Annotated in this window: 19 protein-coding genes and 4 pseudogenes; 18 read left to right on the top strand and 5 right to left on the bottom strand. The window is 34.3% G+C overall.

Annotation, left to right across the window (positions count from 1 at the left end; genetic code table 11):
• Window positions 1–765 (bottom strand): collagen-like triple helix repeat-containing protein (locus tag AC1DMU_RS28980; protein ID WP_476941685.1); only part of this gene is annotated, 765 nt, incomplete at its 3' end.
• Window positions 766–900: 135 nt separating this feature from the next.
• Here AC1DMU_RS28980 and AC1DMU_RS28975 point away from each other — a divergent pair.
• Both AC1DMU_RS28975 and AC1DMU_RS28970 read left to right on the top strand, forming a co-directional pair.
• Window positions 901–2,243: pseudogene (locus AC1DMU_RS28975) on the top strand (IS4 family transposase).
• A gap of 372 nt (window positions 2,244–2,615) precedes the next feature.
• Window positions 2,616–3,377, top strand: a complete 762-nt coding sequence (locus AC1DMU_RS28970; RefSeq protein WP_215559233.1) for a hypothetical protein — start codon at window positions 2,616–2,618, stop codon at window positions 3,375–3,377.
• A 182-nt stretch (window positions 3,378–3,559) separates the two neighbouring features.
• Here the strand turns inward: AC1DMU_RS28970 and AC1DMU_RS28965 are convergent, their stop codons facing one another.
• The gene (locus tag AC1DMU_RS28965; protein WP_088063464.1) at window positions 3,560–4,030 is read right to left on the bottom strand and encodes a DUF5065 family protein; all 471 of its coding nucleotides are present in this window, start codon (window positions 4,028–4,030) and stop codon (window positions 3,560–3,562) included.
• Between the two features lie 362 nt (window positions 4,031–4,392).
• Between AC1DMU_RS28965 and AC1DMU_RS28960 the strand changes: the two genes are divergently transcribed.
• From AC1DMU_RS28960 to AC1DMU_RS28940, 5 genes and pseudogenes are all read left to right on the top strand, one after another.
• Window positions 4,393–5,091 (top strand): DUF1963 domain-containing protein, encoded by a 699-nt coding sequence (locus AC1DMU_RS28960; protein ID WP_215559232.1) that lies wholly within the window; start codon window positions 4,393–4,395, stop codon window positions 5,089–5,091.
• A 558-nt stretch (window positions 5,092–5,649) separates the two neighbouring features.
• The gene (locus tag AC1DMU_RS28955; protein WP_097890916.1) at window positions 5,650–6,075 is read left to right on the top strand and encodes a DUF4879 domain-containing protein; all 426 of its coding nucleotides are present in this window, start codon (window positions 5,650–5,652) and stop codon (window positions 6,073–6,075) included.
• Between the two features lie 366 nt (window positions 6,076–6,441).
• The gene (locus tag AC1DMU_RS28950; protein ID WP_215559231.1) at window positions 6,442–7,233 is read left to right on the top strand and encodes an ADP-ribosyltransferase; all 792 of its coding nucleotides are present in this window, start codon (window positions 6,442–6,444) and stop codon (window positions 7,231–7,233) included.
• Between the two features lie 319 nt (window positions 7,234–7,552).
• Window positions 7,553–8,671 (top strand): IS200/IS605 family element RNA-guided endonuclease TnpB, encoded by a 1,119-nt coding sequence (gene tnpB / locus AC1DMU_RS28945; protein WP_476941684.1) that lies wholly within the window; start codon window positions 7,553–7,555, stop codon window positions 8,669–8,671.
• Between the two features lie 843 nt (window positions 8,672–9,514).
• Window positions 9,515–9,723 (top strand): annotated as a pseudogene (locus AC1DMU_RS28940) (small, acid-soluble spore protein, alpha/beta type).
• Window positions 9,724–9,952: 229 nt separating this feature from the next.
• Here the strand turns inward: AC1DMU_RS28940 and AC1DMU_RS28935 are convergent.
• The gene (locus AC1DMU_RS28935) at window positions 9,953–11,431 is read right to left on the bottom strand and encodes an FAD-dependent oxidoreductase (RefSeq protein ID WP_215559229.1); all 1,479 of its coding nucleotides are present in this window, start codon (window positions 11,429–11,431) and stop codon (window positions 9,953–9,955) included.
• A gap of 229 nt (window positions 11,432–11,660) precedes the next feature.
• Here AC1DMU_RS28935 and AC1DMU_RS28930 point away from each other — a divergent pair, with 229 nt between their 5' ends.
• Entirely contained in the window at window positions 11,661–11,810 is a 150-nt protein-coding gene (locus tag AC1DMU_RS28930; protein ID WP_168409700.1) for a hypothetical protein, read from the top strand.
• 94 nt (window positions 11,811–11,904) lie between these two features.
• Here AC1DMU_RS28930 and AC1DMU_RS28925 read toward each other — a convergent pair.
• A pseudogene (locus tag AC1DMU_RS28925) lies at window positions 11,905–12,252 on the bottom strand (IS4 family transposase); the annotation flags it as partial.
• A 342-nt stretch (window positions 12,253–12,594) separates the two neighbouring features.
• On the opposite strand from AC1DMU_RS28925, the gene vanR-A reads away from it, so the two are divergent.
• The 5 genes and pseudogenes from vanR-A to AC1DMU_RS28900 all read left to right on the top strand — a co-directional run bounded on the left by vanR-A (window position 12,595) and on the right by AC1DMU_RS28900 (window position 18,668).
• Window positions 12,595–13,290: a vancomycin resistance response regulator transcription factor VanR-A gene (vanR-A, locus tag AC1DMU_RS28920; RefSeq protein ID WP_097797286.1), complete on the top strand. Its 696-nt coding sequence runs from the start codon at window positions 12,595–12,597 to the stop codon at window positions 13,288–13,290.
• Window positions 13,280–14,434 (top strand): vancomycin resistance histidine kinase VanS, encoded by a 1,155-nt coding sequence (gene vanS, locus AC1DMU_RS28915; RefSeq protein WP_097797287.1) that lies wholly within the window; start codon window positions 13,280–13,282, stop codon window positions 14,432–14,434. The genes vanR-A and vanS overlap by 11 nt, the downstream gene beginning before the upstream one ends.
• 541 nt (window positions 14,435–14,975) lie before the next feature.
• Window positions 14,976–15,614 carry a VanZ family protein gene (locus AC1DMU_RS28910; protein ID WP_098281113.1) on the top strand — a complete coding sequence of 213 codons (639 nt, stop codon included), beginning with the start codon at window positions 14,976–14,978 and terminating at the stop codon, window positions 15,612–15,614.
• A gap of 867 nt (window positions 15,615–16,481) precedes the next feature.
• Window positions 16,482–17,465, top strand: coding sequence for a glycerophosphodiester phosphodiesterase family protein (locus AC1DMU_RS28905; protein ID WP_097797289.1), 984 nt, complete (start codon window positions 16,482–16,484; stop codon window positions 17,463–17,465).
• Between the two features lie 604 nt (window positions 17,466–18,069).
• Window positions 18,070–18,668 (top strand): annotated as a pseudogene (locus AC1DMU_RS28900) (DDE-type integrase/transposase/recombinase).
• A 178-nt stretch (window positions 18,669–18,846) separates the two neighbouring features.
• Here AC1DMU_RS28900 and AC1DMU_RS28895 read toward each other — a convergent pair.
• Window positions 18,847–19,911: a CotS family spore coat protein gene (locus AC1DMU_RS28895; RefSeq protein ID WP_097797290.1), complete on the bottom strand. Its 1,065-nt coding sequence runs from the start codon at window positions 19,909–19,911 to the stop codon at window positions 18,847–18,849.
• A 193-nt stretch (window positions 19,912–20,104) separates the two neighbouring features.
• On the opposite strand from AC1DMU_RS28895, the gene AC1DMU_RS28890 reads away from it, so the two are divergent.
• The 5 genes from AC1DMU_RS28890 to tnpB (AC1DMU_RS28870) all read left to right on the top strand — a co-directional run.
• Window positions 20,105–21,241, top strand: a complete 1,137-nt coding sequence (locus AC1DMU_RS28890; protein WP_097863179.1) for a glycosyltransferase family 4 protein — start codon at window positions 20,105–20,107, stop codon at window positions 21,239–21,241.
• Between the two features lie 24 nt (window positions 21,242–21,265).
• Window positions 21,266–22,324, top strand: a complete 1,059-nt coding sequence (cotS, locus tag AC1DMU_RS28885) for a spore coat putative kinase CotS (protein WP_097797292.1) — start codon at window positions 21,266–21,268, stop codon at window positions 22,322–22,324.
• A 1-nt stretch (window position 22,325) separates the two neighbouring features.
• Window positions 22,326–22,751: a hypothetical protein gene (locus AC1DMU_RS28880; protein WP_098023326.1), complete on the top strand. Its 426-nt coding sequence runs from the start codon at window positions 22,326–22,328 to the stop codon at window positions 22,749–22,751.
• An 80-nt stretch (window positions 22,752–22,831) separates the two neighbouring features.
• The gene (locus tag AC1DMU_RS28875) at window positions 22,832–23,236 is read left to right on the top strand and encodes a hypothetical protein (RefSeq protein ID WP_476941683.1); all 405 of its coding nucleotides are present in this window, start codon (window positions 22,832–22,834) and stop codon (window positions 23,234–23,236) included.
• A gap of 331 nt (window positions 23,237–23,567) precedes the next feature.
• Window positions 23,568–24,401: IS200/IS605 family element RNA-guided endonuclease TnpB (tnpB, locus tag AC1DMU_RS28870; protein ID WP_476941682.1), on the top strand; the 834-nt coding region annotated here is incomplete at its 3' end.

The following is a 24,401-nucleotide window of genomic DNA, read 5'->3' as shown; positions in this document are numbered from 1 at the left end:
ACCTAGAACTATACCAAGACCTGTTTGTTCCACGTTAAAATCTGCTGCAGTAGAACCAGTACTTGCTAAAAGATTCACTGTAGAACCAATAAGCGTATCTAGTAATTCCCTAATTGGTCGTTCGCGACAATCACATTCGCACCCTAAATCTACAGGTGGAAGTAATGTTATAGATGGTCCTGGCGGTAAAAAACCTACCCCTGTTACATCAGAAATATTGACTACAAAGGATGTGATACCATCTGTAACTGTAACTAAAAAATCATTTACAGAAGTAATAGTAAATAAAAAGAAAAGTGGGGGGACATTTGGTGCGTCTGCAATAGTACCAAGAAGCACTGTTTCCCCAATAAGTTGTTGTAAAACATTCTGCATAGGTAAAACACAGCAATCACAAAGACAACCTTCTGTTACTCCTGTTGGGCCTGTTGCTCCTGTTGGGCCTGTTACTCCTGTTGGGCCTGTTGCTCCTGTTGGGCCTGTTACTCCTGTTGGGCCTGTTGCTCCTGTTACTCCTGTTGGGCCTGTTACTCCTGTTGCTCCCGTTGGGCCTGTTGCTCCTGTTACTCCCGTTGGGCCTGTTGCTCCTGTTACTCCTGTTACTCCTGTTACTCCTGTTGCTCCTGTTACTCCTGTTACTCCTGTTGGGCCTGTCCCTCCCGTTGGGCCTGTTGGTAGAGTAAATGGTGGAATTGGTGGAAGTGTAGGGCCAATTAGATTTGGATTCAATGCATTAGCTTGAAGTATTTCGTTTTTGTCAAACATGTAACTACCTTCTACGGGTATACTTTATTATAGGAATATATATAATTACCTTACATAAAATTTGTTTATCATTATATAATATGCTATACCTTTACTATTGTGTGTTTTGTGATGATCCAATGACAGTGTTTTTGTATGTCTATTTCTGTATCTGATGAATTACAACTATTTGCTCAAGAAATTCAAAGATTCTTATCTCCAATTATCTTATGAGATATTGCTAGGAATGTTGGGTCTGTGCAACGAACCAGTAAGTACCCAAAAAAAGATTTAGTTGCTTTATGTGTATATCTCGCTAAACCCTCTTTAACTCAGTTATGTAGTTGTTTAGAAGCATCAACAAAAAGAAACAATCTTGCTCATCATTGACGTTACATGAACTTAGCTTGATAAAACACACGGCAAGTTTATGGGTTATTTATTGACAAAAATCCTATTAGTTTCGCTGAGAATAGAACTATTTTCAGCAATCTTATGCTTCCCCTTACGGAAAACTTAAGGTTAAAATCACATGGAATATGATTTACTTAGTGGCCAATTTCTTAACGTGCAGCTTGGACCAGGAAAGAATAATGATAAAGCATACGGTACCATCTGTCTTGAAACCGTAGAGGCGGGCGATTTGTGTTTACGTGATCTTGGTTACTTCGATTTAGGAGACTTACAAACCATTCATGATAAAAAGGCTTACTATATCTCGCGGTTGAAGTTGAATACACGCATTTATATTAAGAACCCTGAACCAGAATACTTCAACAATGGTACATTAAAAAAGCAAACAGAATACATCCAGCTTGATATGACACAAATGATGTCTGGTCTAATCCCTAGTGAAACGATGGAAATCCCTGAGGCATACATTGGCCAAAACCAGAAGCTTCCAGCACATGTTATTATCCATCGTTTAACCGATGATCAAACGCAAACACGTCTGAAAAACCAAGCGATACGTGAAAAGAAGAAAGGCATTGTCATGAAGGATAAAAGTAAACTTTTAATGGGCATGAATGTATCTATCACGAACACGTCGCTAGAAGAAGTACCGACGAACTATGTGCATTCATTATATTCACTTCGTTGGCAGATTGAAATTTTGTTTAAAACGTGGAAGTCATTCTTTGAAATTGATGAATGTAAAAATATAAAAAGAGAACGCCTAGAGTGCCATTTATATGGACAACTCATCGGCATTCTCCTCTGTTCTTCTACAATGTTTCAAATGCGACAGTTTCTACTTGAAAAGAAAAAGCAGGAGCTGAGTGAATACAAAGCGATTTATATGATTAAAGATTACTTTCCGTTCCTGTTTCAAGCGATAGCCGTTGGCACAGAAAGAAGAACTTTTAAAAATTCTGCATCGCCTTTATCAGCTGCTCAAAAAGAACGGTCGTAAATGTCATAGGTATAAGAAGATGACCGTCTTCGATATTCTAGGGATTGTGTATAAAATGACGGTGAAGCATAGACAAGCTGCCTAGCGAAAAAATCGCGTTTTAATAGGCTTATTTAGCATGCCTACTTTTTTATCACTTGCTAGTTTTGAAACAAGGATTATTTCTTACCTAGTAAATTACTTGATTAACTTGATGGGCATGTGACGCTACCCCTATAGCATCATGATAAAACTGTTTTTAATTAATAAATAGGATAAGTGAGGCATCCAGAGGGATGCTTTTTCTTTTGGCATAGAAATCCCTTTGGTGATTATATTTTAAATATAATTAATAAATACGGTACGTGAAGTTTTAAAATGTGTGTAGAGATCAGATTACATTTAACACAATTAGGGAAGAATGGCATATAAGATGATGGATTAAATACATTTACTTTTATACAAATGGAGGAGTGTTATGAACGCAGTTTTTAAAGAGTTTAAGCAGACCTTAAACGTATTAAGTGCTGCCAACACATATTTAGATTGCTTAGTGCAAACTAAAACGTATCTGCAGTTTCTAATACTTATCATATTTTGTATTATTACTGTTTACATACCTTTTCCATCATTCATGCTTAATTATATAAATGAATTAGATATACTGATGCAATACATAATTAAATCTGTTTATTTTTCTTTTCCTATTTCATTAGTTTTCCTATTTATAATGAGGGATCAAAGGTTTTTGTTTTCTAAAAAAATCACTTTCCAGCAACTAAAAATTTCTTTTTTCCTTGCTTTCATTATTTATGCTATTATGTTGTTATTTTTAGCCGTACTAATTTCTTTTACAACATTCAAAGGAACATCTAATCCTATTGGGAATGAAGGAATTACTAATTTGCTTTACGAAACACCTGGGATTGCAATTCAATTAATCGGAGAGAACATTATGTTTGTATCTATATTGTTCTTTTGGCATAAGATCATACGCTCCTTCATAATAAGCCCCATATCTTCAATTACAGCCTCTTTAATATTGTCTGGAAGCTCATTTGGGTTACTCCATCTCTCTACGTATAACTATAATTGGATACAATGTTTAACTATCATTGGGATACCGGCTATCGCTCAAATGATTTTCTTTCTAATATTTAAAAATATTCATATGGGATACATATTTCACTTCAATTACAATTTAATCATTTTACTTTTTAGCTATATAGCTTCTATTTAAAATAATTTAGTACTGAAAATAAAAGAAAAGGTACCCCTGCTGCAAGGTACCTTTTCTAAGGGGTATAACTCATTAGCTAAGCGGCCGTTGGTCAAGTATACCGCCTAGACTATTACATGAGTTATGTTTTTATTATACATTGATCATATCAAAAATATTATCATTAGTGAAATTAACTTCTATTATTTTTTAATTTTAAAGCTGCCACCGTAATAATAATTTTCTCCAAGTTTCATAACAGCTACATATGATCCTGGCTCATAAACTGATGTAATAGGTGTTACAAATCTACCATAATTATGCTCAGTACCAGTATCATAAATTGTTTTATATCTTTGCATATTTACTACTTCATTCTCATCTTCACTTAATCGATATATCTTTACAATACCTTTATCTTTACTACCTGTATAAATTTTAATGTCCAAAGTATCTCCATGTTTTAAATCACCAACAGCTAATTCTTGTAAGAAGTCAGCATTATGATGAAGTAAAAAATAGTTTTGCCATTGCCAGTCATCGAAAACCGGTGATGTTTTTTGTATAAATTGAGATTCAGCAGAAGCAGGTGTAATGCTTCCTGCAGTATAGGAAAATACACTTCCTCCAATAGTTAATGCTCCAATAATAGCTACTTTTCCTAAAAGTTTCATTTTTAAGCCTCCTAGTTTATTAAGAACTATAAAATCTTACTCATGAAAAACAGCTGTCAAATCATTAGATGGTAATATTTTCTATTCGAATTTTAACATATACAGATTTCCCTGCCAATCAATTGATAAAAATATGGGATAAAATAAAGTTGGATTATAAATACTCTGAAAATCCTTAGTAACTTAGCACTAAAAAGAATCCATTAAAAAAGATTAAGCAAATTTGATTCTGACTCGTAAAATTGCTGCTAACCGCACCTTTCAAAAGAATCGTTATAACAAAAAACACACATTATTGATACAATATACTTATTAATTGAAATACAGAGAAAACAAAATATAAATTTAGGAGGAGAAATACTTTGGAAATAGTTCAAATAAAGAATATCCTAAGAAAAAAAGCAACTCTTTTTCAAACAGGAGGAAAAAGACCTGATTTATCTATAAATGAAAGTTGGATTGGAAAGATTCCCTATTCATTACCAAATGAAACTTACCCAATCGACCGCTATCAAGAAAAGATGTATGCGATCATGATGCTTAATTTAACTCAAATACCTTTTGTTCCTGAAGCAGTAAAAGACACGAAAGCCATCGCAGTGTTTCTTTCTCCAAACTTTGCAAAAGACTTATCCAACTTATCAGGAAATTTTTGTATTAGAGAATATGATTCTATAGAGGAACTAGTGCCGAATGAGATGTCACTTACTTTTCCAACTCTAAAGCCTTTCCCCTTAATACCAAAGTTAGTAGTTGATGAATTTCCACAATGGGATACTGAAGATTTTCCTAACAACATACAGGATAGAATTTTAGAACTTGAGAACACAATTGAGATTGACTATTACGAGGATATTTTTGAAGAAAATCATTATATACATAAATTAGGGGGCTATGCTTGCTTTGCCCAATCCGGTATCCAATGGCCCGCGGATTATGAATTTATTTTTCAAATAACAGATGATCCAAAAGCACATTTAAAGATTATTCATGGTGGCGGAATTTATTTTGCTAAAAATAGTAAAACAAATGATTGGGTTGCACACTGTGATTTCTTATAGGAATAAGATATAAAGTAACGTTTTCTTATGTGAAATTTTGCTTAGCTTATATTCTCGTTAAAATGTTGGCGGTATGCCTATAAATACACACTGTAATGGATTAAAAGGAAAAAGAGAATTTACAATAAAGAAATATGTCAAATTAGAGGTGTGAGCTAGACCACCTAGTCTCATTGGTTAAAAGAACTTGAATAAAGTTCTTTTTTTATTTTTAATAAATGCCAATAGTGACACCTCATACCTAGAATTGTTTCCGTATCCCTATAATGGTTCTTTCATTGATAATACTCTAGTTAATAAATATCTTGAAAATAAATTGTTAAATTTATTAATTTGATAACCTAATCCCACAGAATAGTAAAGGATGAACAATTAGACATGCCTATAATACAATCTACGTAAAAAGGTGAAAATCCTATCTCCTGTGTTGATAAAGCTGTAGAAATATAAAACAGAATATTCTATTTTATATTTCTACAACCTCAAGAGATTTACATATTTAGGAAATAAAGTTATGTTTGTGATGATATACAATAAATGGAGGGAAGGGATCTTATTATGTTTAAAAAAGTAGCATTAGGGATTTCATCGTTAGCAATTACTACATTTTTAGGTTTAGGAATGGCAACAGAGGCATCTGCTGGTCCTGCAGCACCATTATCTTCATTAAACGTTGTACAAGTAGAGTCTGAGCAAGGTGGGGTAGAGACAATCAATACTAATAGCTTTAGTACAACAAGAAACCATGGGGGAAGTTACCTATATATTTACACCAAAGAAATTGGATATGGACAAAATCCAATTGCAAAAATGAATGGTTCAGCAGTAAAGAGTATTGGATCAACTGTAATTGGGGGCAAACCAATTGTTGGTTGGTATTATAAATGGGATGCATCTGGGCATCAACAGGGGACATTTGAATATCAAAAAACCTCTATTAATTTCCCATTCAATACAATGCGTACTTCACTTTATATACAATAAATAACCAGGGATAAATTGTAGGAATAACTATTAAGATACGAGTTCTTATGAGTTTGTTTATTCTTTGAAATGAATCCTATTTTTATAATAATATTTTTCTTTTGTTTTATAACTGTGTTATCCATTTGTAAAAGTTCATAGTTATGATGGCTTTACGTATCTATATAAACATAATTGTGGAGAATGGATACATCTTACTATAGGGTTCTTTATAGTTTGGCAGAATCAAAAAAATTAAACAGGAAATAATCAAGGACTCTGAGATTTGATACAAACAAATTAAGAAGTGATGTTCAATAAATAAGTTTGTTTCTTTGGTATGGAAACCTTTAATTTTTAAAAATACAGAATAAGAGGAGTATTAATATGAAAAAACAAAGTCTAGCTATAGCTACTATTCTATCATTAGGTTTAACTGTATTTGGTGGTACTACATCTACATTTGCGATGACTGAGCCAAACGATAATGTGACGTTTCAATCTACATCAAAATATATAGGAAATATACCGTCAAAGCCCAAGGACTGTAATAATGTAGACAAATATAAGCTGTGTACAAACAAAGAAGAAGCTGATGCTTGGGGAAAAAAACAATTTAGTAAGTGGAGCAAAGAAGAGAAATCTGCCATAAGAGATTATACAAAAAATGCAAGGCCGTATAATGAATTCTTAAGAACGCATGTGGGTAAATTAGATTCTGATCCTACAATGAAGAAAAAAATTGAATCCTTAGATAAAGCATTAAACAGAAAAGAGGCAAAAGTGAATGACAATATAAAAGTGTATCGGGGGGATGATGCATGGATTTTTGGAAAGGAGTATGATAATTCCATAATAAAAAATGGCAAGGTTGATAGGGAGAAATTCAAGGAAATACAAAAAAAATTGCAAGGAAAAACAATAACAGAATTTGGATATATAAGCACTTCTATACTTATTGATGCCGGATATGCCAAAACAAGACCAGTTATGACAGAATTTAAGGTAGGTTCTGGGACTCATGGTGCGTATATGAATTCAGATGATTTGACTGCGTATCCAGGGCAATACGAATTATTATTGCCAAGAAATACCGTCTATAAAATTGAAAAAATATATATAGCTATAGATAACAATACTCAAAAAGAACAAATAAAAGTGGAGGCTACAATTAAATAAATCTAATGAAGTTAAATTTTTAAAAATATAGTGATTCAGAATAACTATATAAATCCGAATACGCATGTAAATAATCCAAATAAAAACCGTAAGGATTTCTAATCTTTACGGTTTCTATCATTTTAGCCAAGAAGACTCCTTCCTCAAGGAGCATGAAGGGTTACAGCCCAGTGAGTAGGTGGGAGATGAATTGGCTTCGAACAAGGGATGGCAGGAAGCCATCTTAATTGTTCGACATACAGAAAGTGTTACTCCACTACCTACCGAATATATGTTTGGTGTATAATAGTCATATACCGAAATGGAGGTGAATTAAATAATGATTAATAAAGCCTATAAGTTTCGTATCTATCCAAATCAGGCACAAGCAATTCTAATCAACAAAACGATTGGGTGTTCTCGCTTTGTATTCAATCATTTCCTATCCTTATGGGATCACGCATACAAAGAGACAGGAAAAGGCTTGACCTATGGTACATGCTCTGCCAAACTACCTGCCATGAAGAAAGAGCTTGTTTGGTTAAAAGAAGTGGATAGTATTGCGATTCAGTCGTCTGTTCGCAACCTTGCGGATGCTTATACGCGCTTTTTCAAAAAACAAAACAGCGCACCGCGTTTTAAATCTAAGAATAACAACGTACAATCTTATACCACAAAACAAACAAATGAAAACATTGCCGTTGTAGGGAACAAAATAAAGTTGCCGAAACTAGGCCTTGTTCGATTTGCCAAAAGTCGCGAAGTAGAGGGGCGTATTGTAAATGCTACGGTTAGACGTAACCCTTCTGGCAGATACTTTGTGTCATTGTTAGTTGAAACTGAAGTACAAGAACTTCCGAAAACAAGTTCTTATATTGGAATAGATGTAGGACTAAAAGATTTCGCTATTTTGTCAGATGGAACACACTATGAAAATCCGAAGTTTTTCCGATCATTAGAAGATAAGTTGGCAAAAGCACAGCGTGTTCTTTCTAGAAGAATGAAAGGATCTTCTCGCTGGAATAAACAACGAGTAAAGGTAGCTAGAATTCATGAATACATATCAAATRCTAGAAAAGATTACTTGGACAAAATTTCAACTGAAATCATCAAAAACCACGATGTTATCGGTATAGAGGATTTGCAAGTATCGAATATGTTAAAGAATCATAAGTTAGCAAAAGCAATTAGTGAGGTATCTTGGTYGCAATTTCGAKCCATGTTAGAATACAAAGCAAAATGGTATGGCAAACAAGTCATTGTCGTATCGAAAACATTTGCTTCCAGCCAATTATGTTCTTGTTGTGGATATCAAAATAAAGACGTTAAAAATCTAAACCTACGTGAATGGGACTGTCCTTCTTGTYGTACACACCATGATAGGGATATTAACGCAAGTATYAATCTAAARAATGAAGCGATAAGGCTTCTAACCGCAAGGACTGCGGGGTTAGCCTAATCAATTAGAGTTCGATAGAACTCTTTACTTAGGAATCCCTCACTTCTAAACGAAGTGAAAGTAGGGGTAGTTCAATCTTCAATTCTATCTTTCAAAAATATGTGTTAGTTTCGAGCAGTCTATGTATTATCTCTATCCCTGGAGTACTTGCTATGATACAACCATGGGGGAAATTCTCCTGCACTGGGTTCTACTTTTTATTTTTGGGGATAACACTGGGGATTGCAGCTTTCTTCTATGCAGAAAGGACACACGGGTACTGTAAACACTGTCAGAGTGGGACATAGAGTACCACCAAAAACGAAATTTCGTTTTAATTTACAATGAAAAATTCATCTTGCTTTGTTTAGTTTGACGGATATTCGGTCTCACTACATTGCTATCAAGTTAAGAAATACATTCTTCCCCAAAACGAAAAAATAAGTTGCCCTCTATCAGAAACACAAAATTTTCATCCTGGGGGTTTTATAAAATTATTAAGTTGATAATCATGGGGTACCATCAGAAAAATGCGGGTTTACAACGCTATGCCCATTTTTAAGACGCTTCCTTCATTTTTAAAAACGTTAAGAGAGTTTTAGTGGCTTTAAGGAATCTAATGATACTATATTATCCATATTAAAAAGGTATTCTCCTAATAAATTGATATGTTTCCCTCTAAAGGTGACTATAGATAGCTATCGAAAGGGAACAAATAATGATTTCTTATCATTAGAATTATAGGAAATGAAATAAGACCGCTCCTAATTATAGGAACGGTTATAAATTTATCATGTGCTGGAGGTCAATCCGAATGGCATGGACTACCGTCTCTAAACAGTATGGACATGAAATTTGACGAGTATACGTAAGAATAGTGGAAGCCGTAACGAATTATTAGTTCGTGGTACTGAAAGTGTAATTGATCAAATGAAATATAAAATCGCATAAGAGTTTGATATACAACTTGGTGCAGACGCAACCGCTCGTCCAAACGGACTGTTGGTGGTGAAATTACAAAACGTCTAATAGCAATGGCTGAGGAACAACTTGTCGGTCGATTCACTCGCTAATTATATAGTGTATGGATTAGAAGAGATTATAATCTCTCCTTTTTTAATGTGAAAAATCTATGCTCAAATTGTTTTCAAGGAATTTTAAGTAAAAGTAAAAACTACTCTTCTAGATAGAAAGAGCTGAGCTAATAGTTAGGGATTCATCATTTTGATGAGAACATACTTAATAATAAAAAGCAGTTAGCAAAAGCTAACTGCCATAAAAACATTACATAAATAGTAGTTTTTAAAAATTATTCAATTTTATTTTCAAATCTGTACAGTCTTTTCTTTCATCATACTCAATGTAAGCTATGTGACCATCGGGGCGAATTAAAATGACATCTATATTTTTTAACTGAGGATCCTGTATTTCTCCTAGAACCACCTTTGTGTGCGAATCAATGTTCATTTTATCTATTTCATCTTTATAAAACGGATGTATTAATAAAATATATTTACCACCTTGCATCAATTCAAAGAGTGTATAAGTTTTCTTATTTTGAGAAGAAATAAGAAGATTTGTACATCTTTTCCCTATTAATGGATGCCTTTCTTTCGTATGCATAGAGGAATATATAACTCCTAAGCCACTTACTCTTTCAGCTAAATCTTTATTCAGCTCTGGGTATGTGAGTAAATGCGAGAATAACTCTCTTAATTCTATACCTGCATTTGAAAAGTTTATCATTAATTGTTCTTGTGCTTGTACTTCCTTGAAAAATTGTTTTCCCACAGCATGTCGTTCAATATGATAACTTTCTAATAGGCTTTCATATTTTTTTTGTTTTACAGCGAGTCCCAATTTCCATCCTAAATTAAAAGCGTCTTGTAAACCTACATTCAAACCCTGTCCTCCTGCAGGGAAATGAATATGCGCTGCATCACCTGCCAAGAATACACGCTTATGTTGATAAGTATTTGCTAGTTTGGTTGCATTTCCAAAACGAGAAAGCCATATTGGACTTTTAATTTGAATATGTTCACCTGTAATACTATAAATACTATCTATAAGCTCTTTTTCTGTGACAGCAACATGAACAGGTATTGTCTGATTCTTAGGATCTACAATTGCAAAACGAAATACATTAGGTGCAATAGGTACCATTATTATTAACCCATTTATATTAGATGTAGAAAAAAATGGGTTATCTGGTACATCTTCTAAAATGACATCGCCTAATATAGCTGTAGTTGTTGTATCTGTTCCATTAAAAGGTATATGTGATAACTCACGAACTACACTTCTTGCGCCATCAGCGCCTACTACATATGGAACTTCTATTTTATTTATCGTTTCTGCTTGTTCTATTTCTAGTTGTACGAATGTTTCATACTGTTTTATATCTTTTAATGTATGAGCACGTTTAATATCTACACCTAATTCTAACGCACGCTCTTCTAATATTTCTTCTGTAATAGATTGGGGAATAAAAAGCGTATATGGAAAATCAGTATCTAAATTTTTAAAGTTTAATCTTGTATCTAGGGCAGCAAAATGGCTTGTATCTGATTTCTTCCCTCTAGATAAAAATCGATTTTCAATACCTCTCATAGCCATTAATTCTAAGGAGCGGGGGTGAAGTGTGAGTGCTCTAGAATTTCTTATCCGATTTAATCTTCTCTCTACAACGACAACTTTTACACCTTGAATAGCTAATTCACATGCTGTCATAAGTCCAACCGGACCACCGCCAACTACCGCTACATCATAATAATTTTCCATTTCATGCCCTCCATTTTTTTATTTAATTAAGAGCTAATACAAGAATTTGCACAATGGATTTGTAAACGATATGTATTGTGCAAATATAATTATAATCCATTTTAGTTTCCTTGGAAACTAAAATGGATTGCCCTTGGGATATTGCCCATATCCAGCATCCAATTTTACAGTTAGTTTATTCTTTTTATTTCCATAAAATTTAGAAAAGTATATAAAATGCAAGGATAATGTGGATGCTTTCTTTTTCCCAGAGCTAGGGATTGGAACAATTGTTGGATGTGCAAGCGTTATGATGGATGGAATGTTCGCAGCAGCTACTGAGGCAGTGTGGAAGCCTGAGTATCGTCAAATAAAAGCGGTAGAAAAGGTTAACATATAGAAAGGCCTCTTATAATAAGGCGTACGGCCCCTTGATAATCCAACCAATGATTTAGATATTGATATTATTATCTAATACATTAAATTAATTAGGAGAATGTAGTTGGCTCTAAAATACGAATACGCTTGAAGACAGAAGTGTATGGAGAAGGAATCGGCATAGATGAGGCCAATTTTTTTGTTTAGTAGTTCGGTGAGTAGGTGTTGTAAAAGTTGGACGGCCGTTTTATTAAACCGTTGATTCAGCCCCTCAGGACTGACGAGTAATTCTGTTAATGCTTTTAAACAGCTAGATAACTGAGTTAAACAAGTCATAGCTACATGTTGGCTCACTCATACACATAAAGCTACTAAATCTTTTGTTTGGTACTTACTGGTTCGTCGTACAAACCCAATATCTCTAGCAATATTCTGTAAGGTATTTGGAGATAAAAACCTTGAATCTCTTGAGCAAATAGTTATAATTCGTCAGACACAGAAACAGACATAAAAAACGCCATCCCTTCCTATGATTCTACAGAAAGATTAACATGTTTTTTCATTTTAGAAGGACACTTTGTTTGGTTATGTTGATAAGGGTAGTACCTCTTTTAATTTTGAGTTCGATAGAACTCTTATCCTTGGATTAAAGTTAAATTCTAATAAATGAGTAAATCTATTCTGTGTAACCGGCTGTGTCTGTATACTCAGATAGGACTTTACTTGAAGTGGTAGGTATGATAGGCTCGTTATTTGGAAAAGATTCCGATTGAGAAAAGCAAATCTATAAAGGCGGATTGATAATTATGAGTGATAAAATACTTGTTGTGGACGATGAACGCGAAATTGCCGATCTGGTTGAGCTATACTTGAAAAACGAGAATTATACGGTTTTCAAATACTATACTGCCAAAGAAGCGTTGGAATGTATAGACAAGATTGATCTTGACCTTGCTATATTGGACATCATGCTTCCCGATGCAAGCGGCCTCGATATCTGCCAAAAAGTACGGTACAAGCACACCTATCCAATTATCATGTTGACGGCGAAAGATACAGAGGTAGATAAAATTACAGGGCTAACAATCGGTGCGGATGATTATATAACGAAGCCATTTCGTCCGCTGGAGTTAATTGCGCGAGTCAAGGCACAGTTACGCCGATACAAAAAATACAATGGGGTAACGGCACAGAACAAAAATGTTATCGTCCACTCCGGTCTTGTCATTAATATAAATACGTATGAGTGTTTTCTGAACGAAAAGCCGTTATCCCTCACTCCCACTGAGTTCTCTATCCTACGCATCCTTTGTGAGAACAAGGGGAATGTGGTTAGCTCTGAGCAGCTATTTCATGAGATATGGGGTGAAGAATATTTCAGCAAGAGCAATAACACCATCACCGTGCATATCCGACATCTGCGCGAAAAAATGAACGACACCATTGATAATCCAAAGTATATAAAAACGGTATGGGGGATTGGCTATAAAATTGAAACCTAAAAATAAGAATAAAAAAATTGATTATTCTAAACTAAAACGAAAACTCTATCTGTATATCCTTGTGATTGTAATGGCAGCAGTTGTATTTGTGTTGTTTTTACGTCTATTTATTCAGGGGACACTTGGGGAGTGGATCGTAAGTTTTTTGGAAAATAATTATCACTTAGAGCGCTGGGACGCGATGATAATATATCAGTATACTATACGGAACAATATAGAAATCTTTATTTATGTGGCGGTTGCTATTAGTATTCTTATTCTATGTCGCGTCATGCTTTTAAAATTTGTAAAATACTTTGATGAGATAAACACTGGTATTGATATACTTATTCAGAACGAAGATAAACAAATTGAGCTTTCTGAGGAAATGGAGTTCATGGAGCAGAAGCTCAACGCATTAAAACGGACTTTGGAAAAACGAGAGCAGGATGCAAAGCTGGCCGAACAAAGAAAAAATGAGGTGGTTATGTATTTGGCGCACGATATTAAAACGCCCCTTACATCCGTTATCGGTTATCTGATCTTACTTGACGAGGCACCAGACATGCCAATGGAACAAAAGGCAAAATATGTGCATATTACGCTGGACAAAGCCTATCGCCTCGAACAGCTAATCGACGAGTTTTTTGAGATTACGCGATATAACCTCCAAACGATTATGCTCATGAAAAAACATATAGACCTATACTATATGCTGGTGCAGATGACTGATGAATTTTATCCACTGCTTGCCGCGAATGGAAAACAGGTGATTATCCATGCTCCCGAGGATTTGACCGTATTCGGTGACCCTGATAAGTTGGCGAGGGTTTTTAACAACATTTTGAAAAATGCCGCTGCATATAGCGAGGACGACAGCATCATTGACATCACGGCAGGCCTCTCTGGGGATGTGGTATCCATCGTTTTCAAGAATGCCGGAAGCATCCCAAAAGATAAGCTAGCTACCATATTTGAAAAGTTTTACAGGTTAGATGATGCCCGTTCTTCTGATACGGGAGGCGCGGGACTTGGATTGGCGATTGCAAAAGAAATAATTGTTCAGCATGGGGGGCAGATTTACGCAGAAAGTAATGATAACTTCACAACGTTCACGGTAGATCTTCCGATCTTGCCAGAATTGGTTGATAAAAGAAGTTCCTAAGAAATGAAAATCGTTTCTTAAGAAAACCTTAAGGATATCTCTACTTTTTCTTAGGAAATTAACAATTAAATATTAAAAAAAAGCTCGTTTTTATGCGGTAGACTTAAACCGTAAGAACGAGCTTTTTTCGTTTCGCCAGCGAAGAATGTGACAAGTTATGCGTGAAATAAAATAGCTCAGATAGGTAGAAAAAGAGTGACACAAATATTTTTTTGTGACTTGTAACACTATGCGGACAAGCTGCGGCTTGTGTCAAATGAGCACTCTGCTGTTTTGGATGTTTCTACGTCCACTACCGAACGGAGCGGAGCGTACCGTACCGCTCTGCAGAAAGCAATCGTTAAGAGCTACATACCCGAAAACTCTCGCGCTGACACAGTGCAGTATTATCATCAAGTCCCTCACTTAAGGAGGAAACTAAAAATGAAGAGGTGGGGGTTTTTATTGTTATTTTTATTGTGCTTAGGTTTTGCTTTTATTAATAAATCACTGTTTTTTCAGGATAAAGTAGAGATTCAAATGTAAAGTTAGGAGATTTTATATGCATACATCAGTTTTGATTAGTTATTTATATACTTATTTTTTTACTATTATTTTTTGTATTGTATTTCAAATTGGATTTTATTTTAAAGCGCAAAAAAATATATCTATTCGTCATTTTCTATGGGTGTATGTTTTTCTATTCTACCTTTCGCTAGTGTATAAGGTGACGCAGATAGCGACTATATGGGATATAGGAAGATATGAAACATTGATTCGTGCAAATGAAATCAACTTGATTCCATTTGCTTCTGAAGGTATTACAACGTATGTTTTGAACATTTTACTATTTATGCCGTTAGGCTTTTTATTGCCAACTATTTGGCCACAGTTTAGAACAATGAAAAATACTGTATATGCTGGATTCTTTTTTTCATTGGCTATTGAGTTAAGTCAATTGCTAGATAATAGAATTACAGATATTGATGATTTATTTATGAATACCTTGGGAGCGAATGTTGGTTATTTATTATATAGAGCTTTATTTAAAATGATATATATAAGGGATGAAAAAAAGCTTAATAATAACTCTTCTCTAGTAATAAAATACGAGGCTATTTATTATTTAGTTTGCTCATTTGTAGGTATGACGTTAATTTATTATCCATTTTTATTTAGAAGGCCTCTAATTCTTCAATGATATGATTAAGATACTATCAGATAATAAAAATATAGCAAATTGATTCTTAAATAATAGGATATCATATATACACATTTAGTTTATATTCTCACAGAAACCTTTCAAAACTATTCTTACTGAAGGTTCAGTGATTATTGAATTTATTTCTATTATCATAGCTATCACTATATCCAAAATCTAATCAAACAGTAGATCTTAATATTTCAACTGTTGTTTGATTAGATTTTTTAAATACAGTATGGAAGTCTAGAACTGTATAGTTCATACAAACTGAATCGATGATTGTAGTACAATAGGGCTCATCTATTTTTTATAGCTTGAGGGATAGCTGCCTTCCGAGAAAAATTTAAGTAATGGATATCTTATTTTTCTAATTAAATAGGGTCCAATTGGTACTAAAAAGTGGTTATGTAGATTGAAAAAACTTGAAAATAGTTCTTTGTTTAGTTGTAATTAAATTGGAGATTTTTGCCCTCATCTCCATAATCGTTTCCATACCCCCAGAAAGGATAACGTCTCTTTTGCTTTATGAGTAGTGAAAAAACTTAGCTTTAAAACAATGGGGGATCACCACTTACCCATCAACTTAAGAATGGAAACAAAATGAACTTTTGTTCATCAAAACTAAGACAGTTCCAAAGAAGGGATATATTCTTAAAATTCTGCATGCCAAAGAAATCTAGAGGGGGCCATTTTTTAAATTATGCTAGGATACTAGTTACGAAATACTTTTCTGTCGCTCCTAATTTATATTAAATTACCAATCCTATCCATTGCAAAAGAATAAGATAGGCTGTAACATTTACCAGTATTTAAATGCCGAAAATTGTTTAAAGCATTTCAACCAATATTTAAGAGGAGAATACAATGAACAAACTAAAAAGGTTACTGAAGCGTAAAACGACTTGGATAATTTTTATCCTATTCGTATTTGTTTATGTAAATAACAGTTCTTTTTTTGCTAAGAGGGAGGATGGAACGCCTCTTCTTCTTGCTCACCGAGGACTTTCACAAACATTTAGTATGGAAGGGATTGAGGGTGATACATGTACAGCAGAGCGTATACATAAACCTGAACATTCTTATTTAGAAAATACAATTCCATCTATGGAAGCGGCGTTTAAAGCTGGAGCAGATCTAGTCGAGTTTGATGTTCAACCAACTAAAGATGAAAATTTTGTTGTTTATCATGACTGGACTCTTGATTGCCGTACTAATGGAAAAGGTGTTACAAGAGATTTTACAACAAAAGAATTACAAGCACTTGATATTGGTTATGGTTATACAGCTGATGGGGGTAAAACGTTCCCATTTCGTGGTAAAGGGATTAATCTTATGCCAACACTCGATGAAGTACTTAACCATTTTCCAGGTCGTTCTTTTCTTATTCATATTAAAAGTGATGATGAAAATGAAGGAATCCAATTGGCTGCTCATCTCAAGAAACTACCAGCAAAACGCCTTGAGCAACTAACTGTATATGGTGGTGATAAACCAATTGCTGAGATAAGAGAGCGTATCCCTAGTTTACGAACAATGTCAAAAGCAACCATGAAAAAGGATCTTCTGACTTATATTGCGTTAGGATGGACTGGCTACATGCCTTCAAGCCTGAAGCATGGAGAGTTACATATACCAGATAAAGTAGCTCCTTGGCTTTGGGGATGGCCAAATCGTTTTCTTAATCGAATGGATAAAGCAGATACTCGAGTTATCGTTGTAGGAGGGAATGGGCTTGGATTTTCAAGCGGATTTGATTCATCTGAAGATATAAAACGTCTTCCTGACGATTATACAGGTGGAATTTGGACAAACCGCATTGACAAAATAGCACCGTTATTCAAAAAATAAGTGATGATATAACAATTGAAGTTTTATATACCGAAAAACACCTCTGATTTCCTATAGATAATGGGAAGTAGGGGTGTTTTTGTATGGGACTTACTTTATTTATATACAAATAGAAGTAAGACAAGGAACAAAGAATAAACTGCTAGATGTACAAAATGAGCTGGATTTTCATAACTAATTTTAGATAAGTAAACTAAAAAAAGATATATTTAAAATCCCTCCCTAAATTAAGAGAGGGTTGTAATAACCTCCAATAACGATAATTATGTAAATAAGCTGTCTATATGGACAGCTTATTTTATTTTTCCGCATAGCGTAGGTTATTTTCCACGTGGGACAAACCTGAGGGAGCTGCACAAGGGATTCGCTGGGTAGAAGATTTTCGTCACGCATCGCTTAGCGTACGAAATTCGCGTTTTGTTGGTGCTACCCCGTCATAGAGTATCATATCTTAGCTTAATAGGCATGTGATACGCCTCCCTACTTAATCTTTCTGCATAATTTTCCCGCGCTAAATTTTATATCTATTAATGTTTGGAGGAAAACCTTTATAATCAAATATACATATGTGAATATTTATAGAGTATGCACCAAAACCACTTCTATTTTCCCTACATATAGGAAAATAGAAGTGGTAGATTCCTACAAGTGGATGTCTGCATACAATAATAATTTGTTGTCCAGTAAAATGGTGAATGTTGCTTTAAAATACAGTTTGATCAAAGCTTCAGGGTTTACCCGATGGTGCAAAACCGTACGACTTTGTTTTAAATCGACAGAAACATATATCAAAGTAAAAGGGCAATGTATGTACCTATATCTTGCTGTTGATTTGAAAGGAAATACAAGCGATTTTTATTTAAGTAAAATAAGAGACCGGCAGGCTGCAAAGCGCTTTTTCAAGAAAGCCTAGCAGTTTTTTTATGTTTTAAAACTTTGTATTATAAAAGTTGTTAAAAATCCATCTTATTCTATAGCAATCGAACAGTTGAAAAAAGAAAAAGCATACCTAGTGGTATGCGAATTAGACAACAAAGTACTTGAATAAAATAGTAGAACAAGATCAGTGCTTTATGTTAGGGTTAAAATATTTTGATACATCTACATCCATTCTTTCTGGAGTAGAATCCATACATATGGTTAAAGGGAACAGGTGACTTACGGGATAAGTCTGTCCAAAATCAGAAGGAATTCATTCAGTAATTAATTTGACTTGCAGCATAAGATACAATTCCGTTAGGAATCTATGCGCTTTATTTTCTTTTTGCATCAGAACCGTATTTATAAGTTCTATGCCACTATAAAATGACACATGCAACAAAACTATTTTCTTTATTAATAATAATGGTAATTTTTACACTAGAACTCTTAGTATTGCGTATTAAAGTTCCTCTATTAATATATTTAAAGCTTTTGACTTAATCCTTTCATATTCCATAGCCCCAGCAAGTTCATCAGCCAGTAAAGGCGACTTTCTAACATATCTTTCGCGAATTACATCATACAATTCGTATGGAAATAACATATCAATAAACATAATTTTCTTCTGCTCAGCTGTTAAAGGAGAAACTGACTCATATGCGTTAATCATAATTTTAAATTGGTTTTCATTCCAAACACCAGTTGTATCTAATAGAGGAATAATCATTTTACGCAAGTCTCGAATAGGTAAATCGTAAGAAACCGTATCTAAATCAATTACCCAAATTTGATTACTTGGGTCTAATAAGGAATTTCCTGTTCCATAATCTTGATGACATAAATTTGGGGATGTTTGTAATTCATCAGTCCATTTAGTATATTCAGATTCCAATAGTCTTTGGTGCGTTTGTTTTGCTTCTAAAATAAACGCATCAATTTCAGCCAAATATAGCTGTGAAAATGGATCATCTGGCATAGTTACGGATAAAGTTTTCCAAACCTCCATCTGTTGAAATCTTTTAATGTAATGATTGGGCCAACGTCCTAGTTTTGTAAATATAGGTATGCCTGGTGGGGGCTTATAGCCAATAGAGGCTACATGGAAATCTGCTAACCCTTTCATAATCATTTCAAGATCTTCTTGCATTGTAAGCTCAAATGGTCTTCCCTCAATCCAATCATAAACAACAAATAAAAATGGACCGTGCTTTGTATACAACTGATTCAATTTGCTTGGGATTATGCTCGGAACACGCATGCCTTTGTTGGCTAGATAATCTTGAGCGTGAATGGAAAATAGAGCTTTTTTTTCGGGGCGATGAATTCTCTTTAAGCAAAATGGTCCATCTGCAGTTTGAATTTTCCATACTAAGGCCAGTTGTCCACCTTGTATTAATTCGATTGTAGTTGCTTTAATATCCCAATGTTGAATCATTGTCGCTGCCAAGTCTACTAGTTTTTGTTCCTCTTCGGGCGATAATGTATACACCGCTTCTTCATTGTTATTCTCCACATATATCACCATCCTTTTATACTCTCATATTACTGTATGGTACATGACCATTTTTGTTCTAGCCATTTGCCTTTAAGAAGAAAAAGTACTATTGACCATTTTTTCATAATAAAGGATGAAAAAATGGTCGATAAATCACAAACACAAAGTTTTTTTCGTAACATATGAAGAAGGTTGTATTTTTATGAAACAGGGAGGCGTTTTAATGAAAATAGCAATAATTTCGACTGAAAAGCTACCTGTACCAGCTGTACGAGGTGGAGCTATTCAAATTTATATAGATTCTGTTGCTTCCATTATTGCTTCAAATGGAAAAAATGTGACAGTTATTTCTATAACAGATCCAAATTTGAAACCAGAAGAAAAAGACAAAGGCGTAAGGTATATACGGTTTCCAGAAGAGGAATATCTCCCTTATGTTATTAAACATTTGAAACAGGAAAAATATGATGTAGTTCATTTATGCAATCGTCCAAATTGGATTACAATTTTACGTGAGGCAGCACCACAGACGAAATTCGTGTTAAGTGTGCATAATGAAATGTTTGCATATGAAAAGATAAGTAATGAAGAGGGAGAAGCATGTATTGCAGCTGTGTCAAAAATTGTAACAGTTAGTGATTATATAGGAAAAACAATTACCTCGCGCTTTCAAGCTGCAAAAACAAAGACGAGAACAGTATATTCTGGTGTAGATGTAAATGAGTACTATCCTTCGTGGACTGAGAATGGAACAAAAGTTAAAAGTCATGTGCAAGAACAGTTGAATTTACAAAATAAAAAAATAGTTTTATTTGTTGGACGCTTGAGTAAAGTAAAAGGTCCTCATATTTTGCTACAAGCTCTTCCTAAAATAATTGAGGAGAATCCAGACATTGTAATGGTTTTTATTGGTTCAAAATGGTTTGGAGATAACAATGTAAATAATTATGTAAAACACTTATATACCTTAGGCGCGATGTTTCCAGAACATGTAGTCTTTATTAAATTTGTTAAGCCAAAGGATATTTCAACACTTTATGCTATGTCAGATATTTTTGTTTGCTCTTCACAGTGGCAAGAGCCCCTTGCTAGGGTGCATTACGAAGCAATGGCAGCAGGTTTACCAATAATTACGAGTAATCGAGGTGGTAATCCTGAAGTAATTGAAGAAGGAAAAAATGGATATATTGTCAATGACTTTGAAAACCCTGATGCATATGCAGAAAAGATAATTAATCTTTTAAATAACGAAAATAAAAGAAAACAGTTAGGGAAATATGGACGTAGTAAGGTTGAAAAAGAATTTAATTGGAACCGAGTTGCTATGGATTTAATGAAAGTGTATGGGGAAATCTTATAACTTTTAAGAAGGGGATGATGAAAGGTGGAAGAAACAACTGGATTAGAGAGTGAATATTTAAAAAAGGTTCTTAGCTTTTATCCATTTGAAATAAGTAATATTTTTTTACAATCAAGCAGAAGTGGGAGAACAATGTGGGAAGTTGAAACAGAAGAAGGGTTAAAAATATTAAAACAAGCACAAATGCACCCCAAAAGGATGCTATTTATTGCTGGAGCACATTTACATCTCCTTCAAAATGGATTGCCAATTACAAAAATTCATAAAACAAAAAGAGGGGGCTTTTGTATTGGATCTAATGAGTATGCGTATGTACTATATGATAAGCATCAAGGGAAAGAAGTCATTTATTATAATAAAGAACAATTAGAGAAGGTACTAATATATGCAGGTAAATTCCATCAAGCATCGGAAGGATATATTCCGATGAAAGAAAGTAAAATTCGGAGTCGATTAGGAAAATGGCATAAATTATACAGATGGAAATTACAAGAGTTAGAAGGAAACAAAAGAATTGCACTTTCCTTTCCAGATGATGTATTTTCAACTATGTTTTTAGAGTATGTTGATAAGATGTTAGCACGTGGAAAGAAAGCATTACAAGAACTAAATGATCCATATTATGATCAATGGACAAAAGAAGTTATTGCATCTAATAGTTTTTGTCAACAAGATTTTACCTTAGCGAGGTTTACAGAAATAGATGATGCTATGTTTATGAAAGAGCTGCATTCTATTACAAGTGATTTACCAGTTAGGGACCTACGTATTATTTTAAATAAAGTAATGAAAAAAATGTCAGTTTGGGATACTAATTTAGCTATTCATATGTTGAGTGCATATAATTCGGAAAATTCCTTTTCAGAAAAACAATTTCGTGTTCTTTGGACTGATTTATCGTTTCCTCACTTATTCTGTTCAATTGCACATAAATATTATTTAGGGCAAAAGCGTTCGTGGTCTGACGAAAAGTATATTTGGGCATTGCAAAATATTATTGCACTTGAAGATTCTAAGGAAGAATTTTTACAAAATTTTTCTGATATTTATCATGAAATCAAGAGCAATAGTGGGGGGAAATAAAATGAGTTCAGAACAAGAAGAGATAGTAATCCCTATTTTAGATTTAGAGAAATTTGTGTTTTCTCCACCAGGGCCAATGGGATGGGAATTGTCAGAGTATGAGCAGCAAAAAAATATTGTATTAAATGAATCTTCGGTGCTAGAGAATTTAGCGATTATTAAGGAAGGGGAATTAGAGGAGTTACCCAAAATCGGATTGCTAGATTTAGAAGACAAGTCAGCAACCAAAACTACAATGATTGATGAAGTACAAGATAAAGAGATTCAAGATGTAATGGAGCTGGAAGAACAAAGTGAGGAATTAAATGAGATCGTTTTAACGCAAATAGAAAAGCCAAAAATAAAAGTCACTATTATTACTCCGAATCATTCATTAAAAGGTCCGTGGGTATCAAAATTGGTAAATAACGCTAAGGAGAACGATTAATGAAACTTCCGCAAATATATTAATCTTTTTATACTCTTTTAACATAGTATATATAAATCTATATGGAAGGAGTTAGGTAAATGGCTGATGTGAAAAGAGCAAAAATAAAACTAGATGTTGAGAATGGCTTTAGTGTTAATCCTGGTGATGATTTACAAGAAGTTCTAAAAGCTCTAGCTGAAGTAATACAATCAGGCACGCATAATGGTGTAGAGGTTGAAATTCAATATTTTGATGAAACAGAAGTTACTTTTACAGACGAAGAAGAAGAAGAAGAAGAAGAAGAAGAGGACGAAGAAGACGACGAAGACGAAGAAGACGAAGAGGACGAAGAAGACGACGACGAAGAAGACGAAGAGGACGAAGAAGACGAAGAGGACGAAGAAGACGAAGAGGACGAAGAAGACGACGACGAAGAAGACGAAGAGGACGAAGAAGACGAAGAAGACGAAGACGAAGAGGAGGGCGAAGAAGAAGACGCATAAATTAATTGATACTTAAAAACGCTTGGTTTCCCCAAGTGTTTTTTGCTTTCTACATATATAATAGGTAAAAATGTGAACTTTTAAATATAGGAAGAGGTTGACCCTAGGTAGGCATTAGCCTATATTTTTATCATTTTAGCCAAGAAGACTCCTTCCTCAAGGAGCGTGAAGGGTCACAGCCCAGTGAGTAGGTGGGAGATGAATTGGCTTCGAACAAGGGATGGCAGGAAGCCATCTTAATTGTTCGACATACAGAAAGTGTTACGCCACTACCTATCGAATATACGTTTGGTGTATAATAGTCATATACCAAATGGAGGTGAATCAAATAATGATTAATAAAGCCTATAAGTTTCGTATCTATCCAAATCAGGCACAAGCAATTCTAATCAATAAAACGATTGGGTGTTCTCGCTTTGTATTCAATCATTTCCTATCCTTATGGGATCAAGCATACAAAGAGACAGGAAAAGGCTTGACCTATGGTACATGCTCTGCCAAACTACCTGCCATGAAGAAAGAGCTTGTTTGGCTAAAAGAAGTGGATAGTATTGCGATTCAGTCGTCTGTTCGCAACCTTGTGGATGCTTATACGCGCTTTAAATCTAAGAAGAACAACGTACAATCTTATACCACAAAACAAACAAATGAAAACATTGCCGTTGTAGGGAATAAAATAAAGTTACCGAAACTAGGCCTCGTTCGATTTGCCAAAAGTCGCGAAGTAGAGGGGCGTATTGTAAATGCTACAGTTAGACGGAACTCTTCTGGTAGATATTTTGTGTCACTATTAGTTGAAACAGAAGTACAAGAACTTCCGAAAACACATTCTTACATTGGAATAGATGTAGGACTAAAAGATTTCGCTATTTTGTCAGATCGAACACACTATGAAAATCCGAAGTTTTTCCGATCATTAGAAGATAAGTTGGCGAAAGCACAGCGTGTTGTTTCTAGAAGAATGAAAGGATCTTCTCGCTGGAATAAACAACGAGTAAAGGTAGCTAGAATTCATGAATACATATCAAATGCTAGAAAAGATTACTTGGACAAAATTTCAACTGAAATCATCAAAAACCACGATGTTATCGGTATAGAGGATTTGCAAGTATCGAATATGTTAAAGAATCATAAGTTAGCAAAAGCAATTAGTGAGGTATCTTGG

This window comes from Bacillus sp. 01N45, from assembly GCF_056399205.1.
This window is presented reverse-complemented; position numbering and strand designations above follow the sequence as displayed.

Bases quoted from the DNA above. Each gene is read 5' to 3' on its own strand.
- AC1DMU_RS28970 (WP_215559233.1), top strand. From the start codon at position 2,616: ATGAACGCAGTTTTTAAAGAGTTTAAGCAGACCTTAAACGTATTAAGT.
- AC1DMU_RS28965 (WP_088063464.1), bottom strand. From the start codon at position 4,030: ATGAAACTTTTAGGAAAAGTAGCTATTATTGGAGCATTAACTATTGGA.
- AC1DMU_RS28955 (WP_097890916.1), top strand. From the start codon at position 5,650: ATGTTTAAAAAAGTAGCATTAGGGATTTCATCGTTAGCAATTACTACA.
- AC1DMU_RS28950 (WP_215559231.1), top strand. From the start codon at position 6,442: ATGAAAAAACAAAGTCTAGCTATAGCTACTATTCTATCATTAGGTTTA.
- AC1DMU_RS28935 (WP_215559229.1), bottom strand. From the start codon at position 11,431: ATGGAAAATTATTATGATGTAGCGGTAGTTGGCGGTGGTCCGGTTGGA.
- vanR-A (WP_097797286.1), top strand. From the start codon at position 12,595: ATGAGTGATAAAATACTTGTTGTGGACGATGAACGCGAAATTGCCGAT.
- AC1DMU_RS28910 (WP_098281113.1), top strand. From the start codon at position 14,976: ATGCATACATCAGTTTTGATTAGTTATTTATATACTTATTTTTTTACT.
- AC1DMU_RS28905 (WP_097797289.1), top strand. From the start codon at position 16,482: ATGAACAAACTAAAAAGGTTACTGAAGCGTAAAACGACTTGGATAATT.
- AC1DMU_RS28895 (WP_097797290.1), bottom strand. From the start codon at position 19,911: ATGGTGATATATGTGGAGAATAACAATGAAGAAGCGGTGTATACATTA.
- AC1DMU_RS28890 (WP_097863179.1), top strand. From the start codon at position 20,105: ATGAAAATAGCAATAATTTCGACTGAAAAGCTACCTGTACCAGCTGTA.
- AC1DMU_RS28880 (WP_098023326.1), top strand. From the start codon at position 22,326: ATGAGTTCAGAACAAGAAGAGATAGTAATCCCTATTTTAGATTTAGAG.
- AC1DMU_RS28875 (WP_476941683.1), top strand. From the start codon at position 22,832: ATGGCTGATGTGAAAAGAGCAAAAATAAAACTAGATGTTGAGAATGGC.